The sequence below is a fragment of the Paenibacillus sp. CMAA1364 genome (assembly GCF_054373195.1).
The window spans coordinates 43351-60032 of sequence record NZ_JBITNB010000021.1; the positions used below are offsets into that span (position 1 = coordinate 43351).

Sequence of the window (16682 nt, forward strand, 5' to 3'; positions counted from 1 at the left end):
TACATCTTACAGTGAAGCTTTGAAGGCAAACTGAAAGGAGTGAAAAGGAATTTATGATTATTAAAAAAGATAAGAACAAGGCTCGTACGAGAAGACATCTGCGTGTTCGTAAGAAAATTACTGGAACAGCTGCACGTCCTCGTCTTAACGTCTACCGTTCATCCAAACATATCTATGCTCAATTAATCGATGATGTTGCTGGCGTAACCTTGGCATCTGCATCAACGGTTGATAAAGAATTGTGTGAAGGAATTACCAATGGAGCTAACGTAGAGTCCGCTCGCAAAGTTGGCGAATTGGTAGCTAAACGTGCTAAAGAAAAAGGTTGTTCTTCGGTTGTGTTTGACCGTGGAGGTTACTTGTATCATGGACGGATTCAAGCTCTTGCTGAAGCAGCTCGTGAAGCAGGCTTAGAATTCTAAGATATTTTTTAAAAAGGAGGTTAACGACTTGCGTGTAGATCCGAATACTTTAGAACTGTCTGAAAGAGTTGTAAATATTAATCGTGTTGCAAAAGTTGTAAAAGGCGGACGCCGTTTTAGTTTCAGTGCATTAGTAGTTGTCGGCGATGGCAAAGGTTATGTTGGCGTCGGTATCGGTAAAGCAGGCGAAGTACCAGATGCGATCCGCAAAGGTATTGAAGACGCTAAGAAAAATCTAATATTTGTTCCAATCGTTGGAACTTCTATTCCTCACCTTGTTATGGGTCACTTCGGAGCTGGTCGCGTTTTGTTAAAACCAGCATCAGAAGGTACTGGAGTAATTGCTGGCGGTCCTGTACGTGCAGTACTTGAACTTGCTGGAATTGGTGATATCTTGACAAAATCTTTGGGTTCTTCGAATTCCATGAATATGGTCAACGCTACTTTAGAGGGCTTGTCCCAACTAAAACGCGCTGAGGATGTTGCGAAATTACGCGGCAAATCCGTCGAAGAATTGCTCGGTTAAGGAGGGAAAGTCATGACAAAATTACAAATTACCCTCGTCCGTAGCTTGATTGGTCGTCCTGAAGATCAACGTGCGACTGTCACCACACTAGGTTTGAAAAAAATCAACAAAACTGTTGTTCATAACGACAATCCCGCGATTCGCGGAATGATTAATAAAGTGTCCCATATGGTATCAGTAACAGAAATCGAAGGTTAATTCACCTTAGATTAGTCTAGTAAATAAGGAGGTGCAACGAACGATGAAATTACATGAGCTATCCCCAGCCCCGGGATCTACTAAAGTGCGTAAGCGTGTTGGACGTGGTCCAAGTAGTGGTACGGGTAAAACATCAGGTCGTGGTCATAAAGGTCAGAATTCACGTTCTGGCGGTGGTGTCCGTCCTGGATTTGAAGGTGGACAAAACCCGTTGTATCGTCGCTTACCTAAACGCGGATTCACTAACCCTACGCGTAAAGAATATGCGATTATCAACATTGAAGATCTTAACAACTTTGCGGCAGATACAGAAGTAACACCTGAATTTTTGTTCGACAACGGAATCGTGAAAAATGCTAAGAGCGGAATCAAGATTCTAGGCAACGGCGAATTAACTATTAAGCTGACTGTCAAAGCGAATAAGTTTTCTCAATCTGCGGTGGAGAAAATCGAGGCTGCCGGCGGTAAAACCGAGGTGATCTAATTGATTAAGACGATCAAAAATATTTGGCATGTTGAAGATCTACGTAAAAGGATCATGTTTACGCTATTCGTACTGTTTATCTATCGTATTGGTACTTTCGTACCCGTACCTGGTGTAGACAAATCCGTCTTAGCATCTACGAACAACGCGGGAGCTGATTTGTTAGGTCTCCTTAACACATTCTCTGGCGGCGCACTTCAGAACTTCTCGATTTTCGCCCTAGGGATCACGCCTTATATTACGGCATCCATCATAGTGCAATTGCTCTCTATGGATGTAATTCCAAAACTTGCCGAGTGGGCCAAACAAGGCGAACACGGTAAGAAAAAGTCAGCACAATTGACACGGTATGGCACCATTATCTTGGGATTAATTCAGGCTTTTGCAATGTCAATCGGATTTAACCGTATGTATGGTACTGAAATGGTACCGAATGCTACGTTTACGAAATATCTTCTGATTGCTATCGTATTGACTGCGGGTACTGCCTTTCTCATGTGGTTAGGTGAGCAAATTACGGAAAAGGGTATTGGTAACGGGATTTCGATCCTTATCTTCGCGGGTATTGTGGCCAATATTCCTAACTATATTACTTCAACTGCAAATTCATCTTTCATTCAGGAGAATCAAGTATTCTTGAATTCCCTGAAGACGATCCTTCTTGTGTTTGTCGTATTATTGATTGTTGTTGGAGTTATTTATATCCAACAAGCGATCCGTAAGATCCCTGTACAATATGCAAAGCGTGTTGTTGGTAACAAGATGTATGGCGGTCAGAACACACATATACCGCTTAAGATTAATGCTGCGGGTGTAATTCCAGTTATTTTCGCAATTTCGTTGCTTCAATTTCCAGTCATCATTGCAAACTTCTGGTCAACCCAGATTTGGGCACAGTGGGTTACTAACAACTTAAGTCATGATAAACCACTTGGTATGGTCCTTTATGTTATGATGATTATTGGATTTACATTCTTCTATACATTTGTACAGATGAATCCTCAGCAAATGGCTGAGAATATGAAGAAGAACGGTGGATACATTCCAGGGATTCGTCCAGGAAAGGCTACTGAGAAATATTTAACTAAAGTCATGACAAGATTGACCATGACTGGCGCTATATTCCTCGCAGTTGTATCATTAATGCCGATATTCTTAGGTGCATTGGCTGGATTGCCTAAATCCGTTCAAATCGGGGGTACCGCACTACTTATCGTAATTGGTGTAGCGCTGGATACTATGAAGCAAATTGAAAGCCAATTGATCAAACGTCATTACAAAGGATTTATTAATAAATAGATCTGGATCCAATAGGAATTCTTGATAGGAGTGATAATCGTGAACATTCTTTTCATGGGACCTCCTGGGGCAGGTAAAGGTACGCAAGCTGCGGCTGTAGTAAATGAATTTGGCATTCCTCATATTTCGACTGGCGATGCATTTCGTTTAGCGATAAAGCAGGAGACAGCCATTGGAGTTAAGGCCAAGGAATATATGGATCAAGGCTTATTGGTACCGGATGATGTTACCATTGGGATTGTCGCTGAACGACTTCAGCAGTCCGATTGCGAAAAAGGTTTCTTATTGGATGGATTTCCAAGAACCCTTTCGCAAGCGGAGGCGCTGGAAGAAATTCTATCGGGCTTAAATACTCAACTGGATCATGTCATTAACTTGAAGGTAGATCGTGACAAGCTTTTGGCACGTTTAACTGGAAGACGGATCTGTAAGGACTGTGGAGCCACATATCATGTGATCTTTAACCCGTCCAAACAGGAAGGTGTATGTGATATAGACGGAGGGCCATTGTATCAACGTTCTGATGATAATGAAGAAAGTGTTGGTAAACGGCTTGATGAATATATCAACAAAACAGCGCCACTCCTAGATTTTTATGAGAGTAAAAGTTTATTGCGTCAGATCGATGGTGAACAAAATATAGATACGGTAACAACTGATATCGTATCCATATTGCGAGGTTAGTTGTAATGATCATTAGTGGGTCCGAAACGGAACTTGGGCTAATGAATGGAGCAAGACCTGTTGTAGCTACAATTCAACTTGTTGACCAGTACTTTCACAATGTAACATTGGAACCAACCTATATGGTCTACTATGGTCTTCTTACTAGCATTTACACTTCGGTCTTAGTCTCTGGATCCACCGCTATACGCAAATTAAACGAAATCACATTGTTATGTTAGACACAAGAGCGCAATATCGTGGCTTTTCACATAAAACTAAAGTGGCTGGTGATGATCTATGAACGACCGATCCGTACCGCATACTGGTCAGATTGTGAAGATATTAAGAGGTAAAGATGCCGGTCAGTTAGCGGTAGTTATCTCTCATGACGATAACAAGTTCGTCTATATCGCGGATGGGAACAAACGAAAGTTTGACCAAGCGAAGAAGAAGAATCTTCTTCATTTGGAGTCTCAATCCTACATTAGCAGTGAGATTGCAAACAGTTTAATGGAAAACGGTCGGGTTACGAATGGAAAGCTGCGTCACGCGCTCTTGAAGTTCAGACAATCTACCGAATCAAATGCAGAAGAGAAAGGAGACTAATTGTGGCTAAAGAAGATGTTATTGAAGTTGAAGGAACAGTTCTTGAGTTGTTACCAAATGCAACATTTAAGGTAGAACTAGAGAATGGTCATCAAATACTGGGTCATGTTTCAGGAAAGCTACGGATGCACTTTATTCGTATTCTGACAGGAGACAAAGTGGTCGTACAGTTATCACCTTATGATTTAACCAAAGGTCGTATAACGTATCGTAAATAGTAAGTTGCAATTGAGATAATCCTTACGAAGTTAGTTTTGCTTCGCAAAACTTTAGGGAGGTAATTAACATGAAGGTAAGACCTTCTGTAAAACCCATGTGCGAAAAATGCAAAGTCATTCGTCGTAAAGGGATAGTAATGGTGATTTGTGAAAATCCGAAACATAAACAAAAACAAGGTTAAGAAGGGGGTGTAGCGTAAAATGGCTCGTATAGCTGGAGTGGATTTGCCACGTGATAAGCGCGTTGAGATCGCCTTGACTTATATTTTCGGAATCGGTAAAACGACTTCCCAGAAAATTCTACAAGAAACAGGCATTAGTTCTGAAACTCGCGTCAGAGATTTGACAGAAGATGAAGTCAGCAAATTGCGTGAAACGATCGATAAAACGGTTAAAGTTGAAGGTGACCTACGTCGTGAAATTTCCTTAAATATTAAACGTCTCGTTGAGATTGGTTGCTATCGTGGTGTGCGTCATCGCCGTGGGTTGCCGGTTCGCGGACAACGTACTAAGACGAATGCACGTACACGTAAAGGCCCTCGTCGTACGGTAGCGAATAAGAAGAAATAATAAGGGGGGATAAAAGACAATGGCAAAACCAAAAAAAGTCGTACGTACTAAACGTCGCGACCGTAAAAATATTGAATCTGGCGTGGCTCATATTCGTTCCACGTTCAACAATACAATCGTAACAATCACTGATCCACATGGTAATGCAATATCATGGGCAAGCTCAGGCGGGCTTGGATTCAGAGGTTCTCGTAAATCCACACCATTTGCTGCTCAAATGGCTGCTGAAACTGCAGCTAAAGCAGCAATGGAGCATGGAATGAAATCTGTAGAAGTTATGGTTAAAGGGCCTGGTGCTGGTCGTGAAGCAGCTATTCGCTCTTTACAAGCCGCTGGTCTGGAAGTCAACCTTATTAAGGATGTAACTCCAGTTCCACATAACGGTTGCCGCCCACCTAAACGTCGTCGTGTCTAATTAAGTCAACCTGAACAATGTGGTATATTACCGGCACAATCTGCTAACAATGGTTGTTTAGGGATACTACTTGGGATATGTTTGATAAAAGTGACCGGGTCATATAGGAGCGACGTTTGAAGGAGGGTACATGCGTGATTGAAATCGAAAAGCCAAAGATTGAGACCATTGACGTAAATGAAGATGGTAACTATGGTAAGTTCGTAGTAGAGCCACTAGAACGAGGGTACGGGCAGACCTTGGGGAATTCACTTCGCCGGATCTTGCTGTCATCCTTGCCTGGTGCAGCCGTCAACTCTGTTCAGATTGATGGAGTTCTGCATGAATTCTCAACAGTTCCAGGAGTAATGGAAGATGTAACGGAGATTATTCTGAATTTAAAAGCTCTATCCCTTAAAATTCATTCTGACGAAGAGAAAGTGTTCGAGATTGATGCAGAAGGTGAAGGAGTAATTACAGCAGCTGATATTCGTGCCGATAGTGATGTGGAGATCCTTAATCCGGAACTTCATATTGCAACATTAAATCCTGGCGCTAGACTTCATATGCGTATTTTTGCTAGTCGTGGTCGTGGCTATGTTACAGCAGATAAGAACAAGCGTGATGACCAACCCATTGGTGTCATTCCGATTGATTCTATCTACACACCGATTTCTCGTGTCAATTATGGCGTAGAGAATACTCGGGTTGGGCAAGTTACGAATTATGACAAGCTTACAATGGAAATCTGGACGGATGGAAGCATTAGACCAGAAGAAGCAGTGAGTCTTGGAGCTAAAGTATTGACCGAGCATTTGATGTTGTTCGTTGGTCTAACTGACGAAGCGAAAGATGCTGAAATTATGGTCGAAAAAGAAGAAGATAAAAAAGAAAAAGTTCTTGAGATGACGATTGAGGAACTTGATCTATCCGTTCGTTCATATAACTGTCTCAAACGTGCTGGTATTAATACAGTACAAGAACTTACAACTAAATCTGAAGAAGACATGATGAAGGTCCGTAACTTGGGTCGCAAGTCTTTGGAAGAAGTACAAGAGAAGCTCGAGGAACTAGGCTTAGGACTTCGGACAGAAGAATAGCTTCTTAGATCGTTAGTGAAGGAGGGAAAAACATGGCATACCAAAAGTTGGGCCGCGATGCTAGTGCACGTAAAGCACTATTTCGTGATCTAGTAACGGATCTATTCTTATACGAACGTATCCAAACAACGGAAGCGAAAGCGAAAGAGGTACGCTCCATAGCTGAAAAGTTAATCACTAAAGCTAAAAAGGGCGATCTTCATTCACGTCGTCAAGTTGCAGCATTTGTTCGTCGTGAAACATTGGATGGCGAGCAAGATGCTATTCAGAAATTGTTTAGTGATTTAGCACCTCGTTATTCTGGGCGTCCAGGTGGATACACACGTATCTTAAAACTAGGACCTCGTCGTGGTGACGCAGCATCCATGGTTTATCTAGAATTAGTAGACCGCGCGTAAACTATCGAAATGTAGAAAGGGTAAGCAGAACCACAGATTCTGTACTAACCCTTTTTTCACTTCATTTCGGAAAAAGGAAGCTCCGAAAGGGGCTTCCTTTTTAAATGATATGAAAGTGTTCGATTCGCAGGAGTTAATGGGGTGATGTAACTGCGCAATTTATGCATGCAGGTCAGTTACGATGGAACACGATACAATGGTTTTCAGACACAGGTAGATGGGAGAACGATTCAGGATCAGATCGAGAAAGCGATTAAGTCCCTATGTGGTGAAGATGTGAAGATTATCGCATCTGGCCGTACGGATGCTGGAGTACATGCCTATGATCAGGTATTTAATTTCCATATAACCTCTAGCATTCCAGTAGAACGTTGGGCGATGGCTCTCAACACGCGATTACCTGAAGATATCGTTATCACAAAAGCCAGTGAAGTATCTGAATTCTTTCATTCCCGTCATTGTGCTAAACGTAAGACGTATCGTTACACCGTAAATGCAAATCAATATATCGATGTATTTTGCCGTAATACTCAATTTCACCATCATGGGAGATTGGATATTGAGGCGATGAAGAAAGCTATCAAATATTTCATTGGAACATTTGATTTCTCATCATTTGCTTCCAGTGGTTCTACAAAGACATCTCATATTCGAACATTGTTTGACGCTTATATTGAAGTGGATGAATCATTGTCACGAACTTCATCTAGGGATCAAGGCGTAATTCATACATACGTTACTGGAGATGGCTTCTTACAGCATATGGTTCGTATCATGATGGGAACGCTTCTAGAGGTTGGAGAAGGCAAGAAATCTCCTCAGGATATTCCAGCAATTATTGCAGCTTTAGATCGTTCGCAAGCTGGACCAACTGCGGAAGGGAAAGGCCTTATGTTATGGCATGTAGATTACAATAATTGATGGAATAAAACTTTGTAAATCACTTGCGATTTGTTGATGGATGCTGTACAATAATAATTGTGTTTTCTTAATGGCTTTCCCACAGCCCCAAATAAGATATCCACAGTTTAATGAAATTTAATAATTACAATCAACTAACTACTATGATCGAAGATAAATGAAATATATTTGATTCTAGGACGAAAACAAGGAGGAAATATTTATGCGTACCACCTACATGGCTAAGCCGAATGAAGTAGAGCGCAATTGGCACATCGTTGATGCCGATGGTAAAACGCTTGGTCGTTTGGCAACAGAAGTTGCTGCTCTAATTCGCGGCAAGCACAAGCCACAATTCACAACACACGTTGATACTGGCGATTTCGTTATCGTAATCAATGCTGAGAAGATTCATTTGACAGGAAGAAAATGGTCGGACAAGAAATACTACCGTCACTCACAACACATGAGTGGTTTGAAAGTAACGACAGCTCAAGATATGCTTAAGACATTCCCAGAGCGTATTATTGAAGCAGCCGTTAAAGGTATGATTCCTAAGACTCGTATGGGCGACAAGATGCAATTGAGACTTAAAGTATATGCTGGTACGGATCATCCGCACGCAGCACAAAATCCAGAAGTTTACGAACTTCGCGGCTAATTTGAAAGGAGGACAGTTTCATGGCACAAGTACAATACTATGGGACAGGTCGTCGTAAACATTCGGTAGCACGTGTACGTTTAATACCGGGTGAAGGACGCATTGTCATTAATAAACGCGACATTAATGAATATTTTGGTTTAGAAACACTTAAATTGATCGTGAAACAACCACTTAACTTAACTGAAACACTAGGTAAATACGATATCCTCGTACTTGCTCATGGTGGAGGTACATCAGGTCAAGCTGGAGCAATCCGTCACGGTATTTCTCGTGCATTGCTTAAAGTAGATCCTGAGCTACGCTCATCACTTAAGAAAGCTGGATTCCTAACACGTGATCCACGTATGAAGGAACGTAAGAAATACGGACTTAAAGCAGCACGTCGTGCTCCTCAGTTCTCAAAGCGTTAATATTACTTGCTTATCAAGTATATCAAGCCCTTGGCCTATATTGGTCAAGGGCTTTTTTGTGTTTTTAATATGTTGCATTACTGAGATCACAACTATTATATTGACAAAGATGGAAAACTACTTATAATAGTATATAATTCATATGAAATTAGTTGGGATTAAATGTTGCTTGATTTGAGGGGAGATGGAATGATGAATTTGTTAGAAAAGGAACAACTTATTTCTGAGAAAGCGATTGAATTTGAACATGCAACACCTGAAGAAGTAATAAGTTGGGCTATAGAAACATTTCCTAATATTACGTTCGCATGTAGTTTTGGAGCTGAAGATGTTGTATTAGTGGATATGGTCCAGAAGATTAGTCCATCCACTGATGTGTTTTATCTAGATACAGATTTTCATTTCAAAGAAACATATCAGATAAGAGATATCATGATTGAGAAATATGGCATGAAATTTGTACGTGTATCCCCAAAGATCACGCCGGAAGAACAGGCATTAGAATACGGTGATACGCTATGGTCTACGGACCCTAATACGTGCTGTAACATACGTAAGGTAGAGCCCTTAACTCGTATCCTTACTAGTTATGATGCATGGATCACAGGAATTAGAAGAGATCAAGCACCAACGCGTGCTAATAGTAAAAAGGTGGAATATGATACGAAGTTCGGTTTGGTTAAATTCAATCCGATTGCCTCTTGGAGTAGTGAGGATGTGTGGGATTATATCCGTAAGCATAATGTTACTTATAACCCACTGCATGATCAGAACTATCCAAGCATTGGTTGTGAATATTGCACGCGTCAAGTTATGCCGGGTGAAGATGCTCGTGCTGGACGCTGGGCTGGAAATGACAAGACGGAATGTGGACTTCATAAATAATATTCGTTATATATAAATAAGGAGGATACACATGACAAAGATACTACCCCACGGTGGAAAGTTAGTTCAGCGAGTTGTACAAGGTGAAGAAAGAGAAAGATTATTGCAGGATGCACAACAATTCAAGCAAATTGCTATTAATGCATGGACCATTTCCGATTTGGATCTAATTGCTGTTGGTGCTTTTTCACCTATTACGGGGTTTCTAAATGAAGAGGATTATAAATCAGTTCTTTCTACAATGAGGCTTGCAGATGGCACAGTATGGAGCATACCGATTACCTTAGTTATTGATCCCATACAAGCATCAGAGTTGAAGGTGGATGAACAAGTTGCACTAGTAGGTGTAGAGGACGGAATTCTATACGCTACACTTGAGATCCAGAGCATTTACGAAGTGGATCATGCGCAAGAGGCAATTCACGTTTTTGGAACGAATGATACAGAACATCCAGGAGTTAACAAGTTATTTGAACGTTCTACAACCTATGTGGGTGGCTCTATACAATTATTAAATAGACCAGTGCCATCTAAGTTCAACGAATACTATTATATACCATCAGAAACACGTCAATTATTTCAGGATAAAGGATGGAAGAGCGTAGTTGGGTTCCAGACTCGAAATCCAGTACATCGGGCACATGAATATATTCAAAAGAGTGCAATGGAAATAGTAGATGCTCTTTTCTTAAATCCTTTAGTTGGTGAAACAAAATCAGATGATGTTCCTGCAGATGTAAGAATGAATAGTTATGTTGCTCTTTTGAAACATTATTATCCAGAAGATCGAACATTATTAGGCGTATTTCCAGCTGCTATGCGTTATGCTGGACCACGAGAAGCTATATTTCATGCTTTAGTACGCAAAAATTATGGTTGTACCCATTTTATCGTAGGTCGTGATCATGCAGGTGTAGGTGATTATTATGGTACGTATGAAGCACAAGAAATATTCAAGAACTTCACCGCTGAAGAAATAGGTATAACACCATTATTCTTTGAACATAGTTTCTTTTGTACGAAATGTGGCAACATGGCTTCTAGCAAGACTTGCCCCCATCCATCAGAAGATCATCTGACCTTATCGGGTACGAAGGTACGTGCATTACTTCGTGACGGTCAATGCCCACCACCTCAATTCACTCGTCCAGAAGTAGCTAAGATTCTTATTGAAGGAATGGCAGAACAAGTTCACGTATAAGGTACTATTTGTCCACCCCCGCCCATATAAATGTTAAGAGTATATATGGGACAGGGGGTATTTGTGTGTATATGTCCAAGCCTAAGCGAGTTACAATTTCGGTATGGATACGGATGAGAACGATCAAGAGGTTATTATTTGGGATTTGCTTACTCATAGTATTTGTAGCGATCGCAACCTATGAAATCCCTGACAAACAAGTCACTAACTATTGGAGTTTACCATTAGCAGGTAAGGTGATATCACTAGATGCAGGACATGGGGGACCAGATGGCGGAGCTGTAAGTCGTCAAGGTGTAATTGAAAAGGATATTAATCTGGCTATCACACTATACTTACGTGATTATCTGCAACAAGCTGGTGCAATTGTTAAAATGACAAGGGAAGGCGATTATGATCTTTCTTCGCCAAATACGAAGGGTTATTCGAAGCGAAAGACAGAAGATCTAAAAAAGCGTGTACGAATGATAGAGGAAGAGCAGTCCGATATGTTTATTAGCATTCATATGAATAGCATTCCATCTAATCGGTGGAGAGGTGCACAAGTGTTCTTTTATCCAACACATCCAGACAATGCGGAATTAGCCGCGCTTATGCAAGAGGAAATGAAACGTAATCTAGAGAATACAGATCGAATTGCCAAGACAGTGAACACGGTATATTTACTACAAGCGCTGAAGATACCTTCAGCATTGGTTGAAGTAGGATTCCTATCCAATACGGAAGAAGCTATGTTGTTAAAAGATGATAAGTATCAACGTAAAGTGGCTGCATCTATATATAAAGGGATTCTACGTTATACAGCGGGGGAGAAATCAAAGGTGTCGGCACAATAAGCGGAGAGATGGTATAATATGCAGATACCAAAATACGAAGATGAGGTGCTGCTGTTATGTTATCAAGAGAGCGTGTACAGGAAATCTTACAGCCCATTGCTGAGGCTACTAGTGGTAAAAGTCTGATTGAATTGCAGCTCATCCGTGATATTGTGATCAAAGATGATCGAGTTTCGCTTTCAGCAGTATACCTTGATGATAGCGATGAATATCGTGCTGAACTCGAAAAGATTATACGTGAACGTCTGATGGAATTTGGCGTAGAGGATATTCATATCCGTTTACGAGCAGCTACAGATTATGATCGCAAGCTTGCCTTTGGAGAAGAACTATCACAAGAGGATGAAGCCGTCTTGAAGAAGGGGCATGCTGCTGGCTTAGAAGATCATGACCTTATGAAAGAAGACTCAGGGGTCCACTTCATTGCCGTGGCGAGTGGTAAAGGCGGTGTTGGTAAGTCAACCGTTACAGTTAATTTAGCCGTTGCTCTAGCTCGTCAAGGTAAAAGAGTGGGTCTAATTGATGCCGATATATATGGCTTTAGTGTTCCGGATATGATGGGGTTAGAAGAAGGCCCAGTCGTAAAAGGTGATGTTATTATACCGGTGGAACGGTTCGGTGTGAAAGTCATGTCGATGGGGTTCTTTATACAAGAGAACAATCCAGTCATATGGCGTGGTCCGATGTTGGGTAAAATGTTACGACAATTCCTAAGTGATGTGGATTGGGGTGAATTGGACTACCTCTTGCTTGATTTACCACCGGGCACAGGTGATATCGCGTTAGATTTACACCAAATGTTACCTCAGAGTAAAGAGATTATTGTCACTACCCCTCATGCGACAGCAGCCTTTGTAGCTGCAAGAGCTGGTGCAATGGCAATTCAAACAGATCATGAAATTTTGGGTGTGATTGAGAATATGTCCTATTATGAATGTACAGGCTGTAACAAGCGTGATTACATATTTGGACGAGGTGGGGGTGGTCGACTAGCAGAGACCCTCAACACAGAGTTATTAGCCCAAATACCATTGGGGATACCTAATAATCTTCCTACAGAAGCTGATTTCTCACCATCGATCTATAAGCCAGAAACTACGAGCGGTAGCATCTATACAGATATTGCAACATCCATTATTGCAAAATGTGAAATATAATAATATAACATAAGAAGAGAGCTCCCACAGTTATGTGGAAGCTCTCTTCTTATGTTATGGATGAACTTATATATTACTCACCGCTAATCACACTATCACTTTGCTTATCATTATTCTCGCTTTGTTTCTTTGCATCCTTGCCAGATTCCTTTTCTTTGTCTTCCTTCGGCTCTAGCTCAGTTTGAACAACAGACTTCAGGAGCTCCATCACTTCCATTTTGAATAAAGGGTTCTGCATTGCCTCGCTCATAATGGTCATCGTTTGTTTGCGGAAATCAGATGACTTCGTGAGATCCAAGAACATTTTCGAGATCTCGGGTGTTTTCATGATGTCTGAGACTGATTTTTGGTACGTTGGATCTTTGATTAATTCCAAATGAAGTTTCTTACTTTGTGAATTGATTGCTTTGGCGAAGTCCCCAGCGAATTTAGGATCAGTCATGATCTTCTCAATTACTTTTGAATACTCAGGTGATGTCATCGTGTCTTTCACAGCCATTCGTATATCTTCGGAAGAGCTGGATGATAACATTTTCATACTTAACACGCCATCTCCTGAGCCACCACTACCAGAGCTAGGAGAGCTGAGTGCTTCTTCAACAGCTTTCTTGCCATCATCGCTTTTAAGAATATCTACGACCATTGATTTCATTTCTTTATAACCCATAGGAGCAGAAGAGCTACTACTGTCAGAACCACAGGCTGTTAGCACAGTCACAAGAACGATAATGATTACAAAAAGTCGAATATGCATTGATTTCATTTGTGTTGTCCTCCTTAGCGTAAGAATACTATGAGTAGTATGTGGAGTTGTACAAAGAAATATGTTCAAGAGACAATGGTTTTTTGTAATAAACGTTGGTACAATACAAACTTAGGGGGTGAGTTAGTGACTTTGAGGAAATGGTTCAGATTGATTTGGCAAGCGTCTCTCATTGGTGCGATAGCATCCTTGATTACAGGTGCGGTGTTGGGCTTTATAAATGGTGGGATTAACTTTAATGGATTTAAAGATTTTGTTGTTTATGTTGTGATTCTGTTCGGATATGGCGTGCTTGCCAGTATTTACTCGCAATTAGGTTTTTTTGCATATTTAATTCTAAATTATATGGGTAACGGCGTCTTTTCAAAAAGAGGCTGGAAGTACATACAGATTATTCTGACTGTGTTGGCTTTGCTGGAGTTAATTTTCTTCCGTATGTTTGTAGGGGGAGTAGATGGAAAGTCGACAGATTACATTCTGGCAATCGTTATTCTAGTGGCTGCCCTAATAACGGCATTCGTCAAAGCAAGATTAACGAATACGTCAGCATGGATTCCAACGATGTTCTTTATGATTGGGATTACGATTATAGAAATTGCAGGTGGACTTAAGATTAATGTTGATAATGCGACATTCCTTATCATGATACCTTTACTTGTATGTAATGCATATCAAATACTTATTCTGCATCGTATAGTTGACAGCAAAAAAGAGCTAATGAATTAGCTCTTTTTGTTCTAAATGGATTTAAAAGCCGCCCATATTTCCAAAGTACGCGGGGTTAAATGCTTGATCTCTTACCTCTGTGCCCTTGGCGTTTGTCTGGTTGATAAGATCAGATACGGTTACAAATTCATAACCCTGCTTTCTTAATTCATCAATGATGATAGGAAGAGCTTCGTGTGTTTGTTTGGATGAATCACTTGCATGCAATAATACAATGTCACCTGGATGTGCCTTTTTGATGACACGATTCACGATGTTTTGTGTGCCAATGTTTTTCCAATCCAATGAATCGGTGTCCCACTGAATGACTTTATAATTCATACTCTCGGCAATACGTAACACTCTTTTATCAAAATCGCCATTGGGTAAACGGAGTAGAGTTGGTTCGCGACCTATCAAATCGGTTAACATAGAATTAGATATAGTAAGTTGATTGCGAATCTCATCATCACTGAGTGTTGTGTAATTCACATGCTTGTGGCCGTGGTTGCCGATCTCAAAACCGCTGTCTTTAATACTCTTGACGATATCTGGATGACTCTTACTCCAAGGTGACGAAAGAAAGAAGGTTGTGTTTTGGACCTTTTTATCTTTTAGGATTTGTATAATGGGTCCAGGTCTAGTATCGCCCCAGCTAATATCGAACGTTAAAGCGATTAACTTCTTGCTTGTAGGTACACTATAAATGGCTGATGGTGCGCTCTCTGAGAAAACCGTGATTTGATCACGCTCAATATAGACAACCCCAAGTGCAAATATAGCCGTTGCACTGATTAACAATAACCTTTTGATCTTCTTCCAGCTAAATACATAAAAAAATGAGTTCATTCGATTAATCCGCCCCTTCCCTGCATGAAAGCTTGTATACTACAAATTGTATGCTCGTACGAAATAGTTATTACTAAATTATGTGAATGCTTTCGAAGTAAGTTTTTTTTAAAAAAACTCTAAGGGGATCGATTAAATGTTTCGTTTTTCAACGTTTATGAAAGATATTGCTATGATTCGAAGAACGGTCATGGTTTCAAGTCTAATATTTTGCTTGGGTATACTCATTGGATGGTTAGGAACGGAATCGATTGCAGATTTCATGAATCAACAAATTGAGGGTATTCGTACAATTAGTGAAGGGTTAAGTGAATCGGAACATCCGAAGTGGAGTTTCTTTGTCTTTATTTTTTTGAATAACAGTATTAAAAGTGTATTAGTTATCTTCTTTGGTATGTTTCTCGGGATATTACCGATTGTATTCCTAATGATCAATGGTATGGTCCTCGGATATCTAGTGCACCACTTATCGCTTCAAGGGGAGAACATGTTCGATGTAATTGTGAAAGGATTATTGCCGCACGGGATCATTGAGATACCGATTATAATTATTGCATGTGCATTTGGATTAAGACTTGGAATGATGGTGTGGCGTAGATTACTGACATGGAATAGGGAGAAGCGGGATAGTCACGGATTAGAATGGCGTACGTTTTTCAAAAGAGTCGGACCAATTTCGATGTGGATTGTAATATCCTTATTCGTAGCTGCAATAATTGAAAGTACATTTACATTCTGGCTGATGCAAAAATAAAAATACAAATGATTCATAATTTTGCCAATATGTGAGCATAACAGTAACACGGTCATGTGAAGCGAGATGGGATAGTGACTATATATCCGTCGGTGACTTTACTAAGGAGGTAACCAATATGCTGGGAATGCTGTTTAATGATAAAGAGTGCAAAGAATTAGATTATGTGATTCGTAAGGAGTTAGATGAAATGCTAATGGATTTAGATGATAAAAGATTAGACCGGGAAATAAGACAATCCATTGCAAAAAGATATAAGGTAGTGTTTAAGATGTATGCAAGATTTGCACCTCAAAAGGAACTGTCCAAGTATGCACGTAATAGCCGATTCTCAGAAATTAAAAATTAATTGTAAAAGCTATTGACTAAACAGTTTGAAATATGATAAATTAGTTCTCGCGTCCTTTTCTACTGAATAAGGCGCGAGAATATTTCATTTAAATGAACTAAAGAATTCCTTCAAAAAAGTTCTTGCAATTCATTAAATGATTATGATATAGTATAAAAGTTGTCACCGAGACACACTGGTGAATAACAAACGAGAAATTGATCTTTGAAAACTGAACAACGAGTGAGTGGTTCTTACGAAAGTGAGAACAAAACAAATGAGAAATCATTTGATTGAGAATGAATAATTCTCGTCAGTTTGTTTCAAAATGAGCGAATCGCTCTTTTCA

The 16682-nt window shown here is 40.3% G+C and carries 26 protein-coding genes; 24 read left to right on the plus strand and 2 right to left on the minus strand.

The genetic code is table 11. The features are described from left to right. The first annotated feature begins 53 nt into the window (after positions 1-53). From rplR to ACH8E3_RS12555, 21 genes are all read left to right on the plus strand, one after another. The gene (gene rplR, locus ACH8E3_RS12455) at positions 54-422 is read left to right on the plus strand and encodes a 50S ribosomal protein L18 (RefSeq protein ID WP_458632967.1); all 369 of its coding nucleotides are present in this window, start codon (positions 54-56) and stop codon (positions 420-422) included. A 28-nt stretch (positions 423-450) separates the two neighbouring features. After that, the gene (gene rpsE / locus ACH8E3_RS12460) at positions 451-948 is read left to right on the plus strand and encodes a 30S ribosomal protein S5 (protein ID WP_458632968.1); all 498 of its coding nucleotides are present in this window, start codon (positions 451-453) and stop codon (positions 946-948) included. A 12-nt stretch (positions 949-960) separates the two neighbouring features. After that, on the plus strand, positions 961-1146 hold the full coding sequence (gene rpmD / locus ACH8E3_RS12465; RefSeq protein ID WP_458632969.1) for a 50S ribosomal protein L30: 186 nt from the start codon (positions 961-963) through the stop codon (positions 1144-1146). Positions 1147-1189: 43 nt separating this feature from the next. Further along, complete coding sequence (gene rplO, locus ACH8E3_RS12470) at positions 1190-1630, plus strand: 50S ribosomal protein L15 (protein WP_458632970.1); 441 nt, start codon at positions 1190-1192, stop codon at positions 1628-1630. Continuing rightward, positions 1631-2929 carry a preprotein translocase subunit SecY gene (gene secY / locus ACH8E3_RS12475; protein ID WP_458632971.1) on the plus strand — a complete coding sequence of 433 codons (1299 nt, stop codon included), beginning with the start codon at positions 1631-1633 and terminating at the stop codon, positions 2927-2929. A gap of 39 nt (positions 2930-2968) precedes the next feature. Next, complete coding sequence (locus ACH8E3_RS12480; protein ID WP_458632972.1) at positions 2969-3613, plus strand: adenylate kinase; 645 nt, start codon at positions 2969-2971, stop codon at positions 3611-3613. Between the two features lie 5 nt (positions 3614-3618). Further along, the gene (locus ACH8E3_RS12485; RefSeq protein WP_458632973.1) at positions 3619-3834 is read left to right on the plus strand and encodes a hypothetical protein; all 216 of its coding nucleotides are present in this window, start codon (positions 3619-3621) and stop codon (positions 3832-3834) included. Between the two features lie 58 nt (positions 3835-3892). After that, positions 3893-4201, plus strand: a complete 309-nt coding sequence (locus ACH8E3_RS12490) for a KOW motif-containing protein (RefSeq protein WP_458632974.1) — start codon at positions 3893-3895, stop codon at positions 4199-4201. A gap of 2 nt (positions 4202-4203) precedes the next feature. Continuing rightward, positions 4204-4419 (plus strand): translation initiation factor IF-1, encoded by a 216-nt coding sequence (gene infA, locus ACH8E3_RS12495; RefSeq protein WP_068537283.1) that lies wholly within the window; start codon positions 4204-4206, stop codon positions 4417-4419. A 68-nt stretch (positions 4420-4487) separates the two neighbouring features. After that, complete coding sequence (rpmJ, locus tag ACH8E3_RS12500; RefSeq protein ID WP_438348991.1) at positions 4488-4601, plus strand: 50S ribosomal protein L36; 114 nt, start codon at positions 4488-4490, stop codon at positions 4599-4601. 19 nt (positions 4602-4620) lie between these two features. Next, entirely contained in the window at positions 4621-4989 is a 369-nt protein-coding gene (gene rpsM / locus ACH8E3_RS12505) for a 30S ribosomal protein S13 (RefSeq protein WP_458632975.1), read from the plus strand. Positions 4990-5008: 19 nt separating this feature from the next. Then, entirely contained in the window at positions 5009-5404 is a 396-nt protein-coding gene (rpsK, locus tag ACH8E3_RS12510) for a 30S ribosomal protein S11 (protein WP_068537278.1), read from the plus strand. A gap of 134 nt (positions 5405-5538) precedes the next feature. Then, on the plus strand, positions 5539-6483 hold the full coding sequence (locus ACH8E3_RS12515) for a DNA-directed RNA polymerase subunit alpha (protein ID WP_458632976.1): 945 nt from the start codon (positions 5539-5541) through the stop codon (positions 6481-6483). 32 nt (positions 6484-6515) lie between these two features. Beyond that, a complete protein-coding gene (gene rplQ, locus ACH8E3_RS12520) occupies positions 6516-6881 on the plus strand; it encodes a 50S ribosomal protein L17 (RefSeq protein WP_458632977.1) in 366 nt (121 codons plus the stop codon). A gap of 150 nt (positions 6882-7031) precedes the next feature. Continuing rightward, positions 7032-7802: a tRNA pseudouridine(38-40) synthase TruA gene (truA, locus tag ACH8E3_RS12525; protein WP_458632989.1), complete on the plus strand. Its 771-nt coding sequence runs from the start codon at positions 7032-7034 to the stop codon at positions 7800-7802. A 202-nt stretch (positions 7803-8004) separates the two neighbouring features. Then, on the plus strand, positions 8005-8442 hold the full coding sequence (gene rplM, locus ACH8E3_RS12530; protein ID WP_458632978.1) for a 50S ribosomal protein L13: 438 nt from the start codon (positions 8005-8007) through the stop codon (positions 8440-8442). A 20-nt stretch (positions 8443-8462) separates the two neighbouring features. Further along, positions 8463-8855 carry a 30S ribosomal protein S9 gene (rpsI, locus tag ACH8E3_RS12535; protein ID WP_458632979.1) on the plus strand — a complete coding sequence of 131 codons (393 nt, stop codon included), beginning with the start codon at positions 8463-8465 and terminating at the stop codon, positions 8853-8855. A 192-nt stretch (positions 8856-9047) separates the two neighbouring features. Continuing rightward, positions 9048-9740: a phosphoadenylyl-sulfate reductase gene (locus ACH8E3_RS12540; protein ID WP_458632990.1), complete on the plus strand. Its 693-nt coding sequence runs from the start codon at positions 9048-9050 to the stop codon at positions 9738-9740. 31 nt (positions 9741-9771) lie between these two features. Beyond that, positions 9772-10941 carry a sulfate adenylyltransferase gene (sat, locus tag ACH8E3_RS12545; protein WP_458632980.1) on the plus strand — a complete coding sequence of 390 codons (1170 nt, stop codon included), beginning with the start codon at positions 9772-9774 and terminating at the stop codon, positions 10939-10941. A gap of 71 nt (positions 10942-11012) precedes the next feature. Further along, a complete protein-coding gene (gene cwlD, locus ACH8E3_RS12550) occupies positions 11013-11777 on the plus strand; it encodes an N-acetylmuramoyl-L-alanine amidase CwlD (protein ID WP_458632991.1) in 765 nt (254 codons plus the stop codon). A gap of 56 nt (positions 11778-11833) precedes the next feature. Continuing rightward, the gene (locus ACH8E3_RS12555; protein WP_458632981.1) at positions 11834-12934 is read left to right on the plus strand and encodes an Mrp/NBP35 family ATP-binding protein; all 1101 of its coding nucleotides are present in this window, start codon (positions 11834-11836) and stop codon (positions 12932-12934) included. A 73-nt stretch (positions 12935-13007) separates the two neighbouring features. Here the strand turns inward: ACH8E3_RS12555 and gerD are convergent, their stop codons facing one another. Then, positions 13008-13697: a spore germination lipoprotein GerD gene (gene gerD, locus ACH8E3_RS12560; protein ID WP_458632982.1), complete on the minus strand. Its 690-nt coding sequence runs from the start codon at positions 13695-13697 to the stop codon at positions 13008-13010. A 126-nt stretch (positions 13698-13823) separates the two neighbouring features. On the opposite strand from gerD, the gene ACH8E3_RS12565 reads away from it, so the two are divergent. After that, positions 13824-14423 (plus strand): KinB-signaling pathway activation protein, encoded by a 600-nt coding sequence (locus tag ACH8E3_RS12565; protein WP_458632983.1) that lies wholly within the window; start codon positions 13824-13826, stop codon positions 14421-14423. A 21-nt stretch (positions 14424-14444) separates the two neighbouring features. Here the strand turns inward: ACH8E3_RS12565 and pdaB are convergent, their stop codons facing one another. Continuing rightward, on the minus strand, positions 14445-15251 hold the full coding sequence (gene pdaB, locus ACH8E3_RS12570; protein WP_458632984.1) for a polysaccharide deacetylase family sporulation protein PdaB: 807 nt from the start codon (positions 15249-15251) through the stop codon (positions 14445-14447). A 136-nt stretch (positions 15252-15387) separates the two neighbouring features. Between pdaB and ACH8E3_RS12575 the strand changes: the two genes are divergently transcribed. Both ACH8E3_RS12575 and ACH8E3_RS12580 read left to right on the plus strand, forming a co-directional pair. Further along, positions 15388-16005 carry a stage II sporulation protein M gene (locus ACH8E3_RS12575; protein ID WP_458632985.1) on the plus strand — a complete coding sequence of 206 codons (618 nt, stop codon included), beginning with the start codon at positions 15388-15390 and terminating at the stop codon, positions 16003-16005. A 118-nt stretch (positions 16006-16123) separates the two neighbouring features. Continuing rightward, positions 16124-16354 (plus strand): hypothetical protein, encoded by a 231-nt coding sequence (locus ACH8E3_RS12580; protein ID WP_458632986.1) that lies wholly within the window; start codon positions 16124-16126, stop codon positions 16352-16354. The last annotated feature ends 328 nt before the right edge of the window (positions 16355-16682 follow it).